This window comes from Streptomyces sp. NPDC005408 (assembly GCF_040606445.1).
GTDB lineage: Bacteria > Actinomycetota > Actinomycetes > Streptomycetales > Streptomycetaceae > Streptomyces.
The window spans coordinates 1-2,195 of record NZ_JBEXEX010000131.1; the positions used below are offsets into that span (position 1 = coordinate 1).

The following is a 2,195-nucleotide window of genomic DNA, read 5'->3' on the forward strand; positions in this document are numbered from 1 at the left end:
CGCAGAGACAACCAGGAGGTTGGCTTAGAAGCAGCCACCCTTGAAAGAGTGCGTAATAGCTCACTGGTCAAGTGATTCCGCGCCGACAATGTAGCGGGGCTCAAGCGTACCGCCGAAGTCGTGTCATTCGTACACATATCCCCAACGGGAGTACGGATGGGTAGGGGAGCGTCGTGTGCCGGGTGAAGCCGCCGCGTAAGCGAGTGGTGGACGGTACACGAGTGAGAATGCAGGCATGAGTAGCGATACACACGTGAGAAACGTGTGCGCCGATTGACTAAGGGTTCCTGGGTCAAGCTGATCTGCCCAGGGTAAGTCGGGACCTAAGGCGAGGCCGACAGGCGTAGTCGATGGACAACCGGTTGATATTCCGGTACCCGCTTTGAAACGCCCAATACTGAGCCCATTAATGCTAAGGCCGTGAAGCCGCCCTGATCTCTTCGGAGTTGAGGGGAGTGGTGGAGCCGCCGGCCCAAGGTGGTAGTAGGTAAGCGATGGGGTGACGCAGGAAGGTAGTCCAGCCCGGGCGGTGGTTGTCCCGGGGTAAGGGTGTAGGCCGTGTGATAGGCAAATCCGTCACACATTAAGGCTGAGACCTGATGCCGAGCCGATTGTGGTGAAGTGGATGATCCTATGCTGTCGAGAAAAGCCTCTAGCGAGTTTCATGGCGGCCCGTACCCTAAACCGACTCAGGTGGTCAGGTAGAGAATACCGAGGCGTTCGGGTGAACTATGGTTAAGGAACTCGGCAAAATGCCCCCGTAACTTCGGGAGAAGGGGGGCCATCACCGGTGATGAGATTTACTCTCTGAGCTGGGGGTGGCCGCAGAGACCAGCGAGAAGCGACTGTTTACTAAAAACACAGGTCCGTGCGAAGCCGTAAGGCGATGTATACGGACTGACGCCTGCCCGGTGCTGGAACGTTAAGGGGACCGGTTAGTCACATTTCGGTGTGGCGAAGCTGAGAACTTAAGCGCCAGTAAACGGCGGTGGTAACTATAACCATCCTAAGGTAGCGAAATTCCTTGTCGGGTAAGTTCCGACCTGCACGAATGGCGTAACGACTTCTCGACTGTCTCAACCATAGGCCCGGTGAAATTGCACTACGAGTAAAGATGCTCGTTTCGCGCAGCAGGACGGAAAGACCCCGGGACCTTTACTACAGTTTGATATTGGTGTTCGGTTCGGCTTGTGTAGGATAGGTGGGAGACTGTGAAGCTTGGACGCCAGTTCAGGTGGAGTCGTCGTTGAAATACCACTCTGGTCGTGCTGGATGTCTAACCTGGGTCCGTGATCCGGATCAGGGACAGTGTCTGATGGGTAGTTTAACTGGGGCGGTTGCCTCCCAAAGAGTAACGGAGGCGCCCAAAGGTTCCCTCAGCCTGGTTGGCAATCAGGTGTTGAGTGTAAGTGCACAAGGGAGCTTGACTGTGAGACCGACGGGTCGAGCAGGGACGAAAGTCGGGACTAGTGATCCGGCGGTGGCTTGTGGAAGCGCCGTCGCTCAACGGATAAAAGGTACCCCGGGGATAACAGGCTGATCTTCCCCAAGAGTCCATATCGACGGGATGGTTTGGCACCTCGATGTCGGCTCGTCGCATCCTGGGGCTGGAGTCGGTCCCAAGGGTTGGGCTGTTCGCCCATTAAAGCGGTACGCGAGCTGGGTTTAGAACGTCGTGAGACAGTTCGGTCCCTATCCGCTGTGCGCGTAGGAGTCTTGAGAAGGGCTGTCCCTAGTACGAGAGGACCGGGACGGACGAACCTCTGGTGTGCCAGTTGTCCTGCCAAGGGCATGGCTGGTTGGCTACGTTCGGAAAGGATAACCGCTGAAAGCATCTAAGCGGGAAGCCTGCTTCGAGATGAGGACTCCCACCCCCTTTGAGGGGTTAAGGCTCCCAGTAGACGACTGGGTTGATAGGCCAGATGTGGAAGCCCCGTAAGGGGTGGAGCTGACTGGTACTAATAGGCCGAGGGCTTGTCCTCAGTTGCTCGCGTCCACTGTGTCAGTTCTGAAGTAACGAACTGTCGAGTCCCCCCATGGCCCGGGGGATTCCGGAATCGATATCTTCATAGAGTTTCGGTGGTCATTGCGTTAGGGAAACGCCCGGTTACATTCCGAACCCGGAAGCTAAGCCTTTCAGCGCCGATGGTACTGCAGGGGGGACCCTGTGGGAGAGTAGGACGCCGCCGAACAAT

At 56.7% G+C, this 2,195-nt stretch carries 2 rRNA genes; both read left to right on the forward strand.

Going from position 1 to position 2,195, the window contains the following annotated elements:
* Positions 1–1,982: ribosomal RNA gene (locus tag ABZS64_RS39250) — 23S ribosomal RNA — on the forward strand; the annotation flags it as partial.
* A 93-nt stretch (positions 1,983–2,075) separates the two neighbouring features.
* A 5S ribosomal RNA gene (gene rrf, locus ABZS64_RS39255) occupies positions 2,076–2,192 on the forward strand.
* Positions 2,193–2,195: the final 3 nt, after the last annotated feature.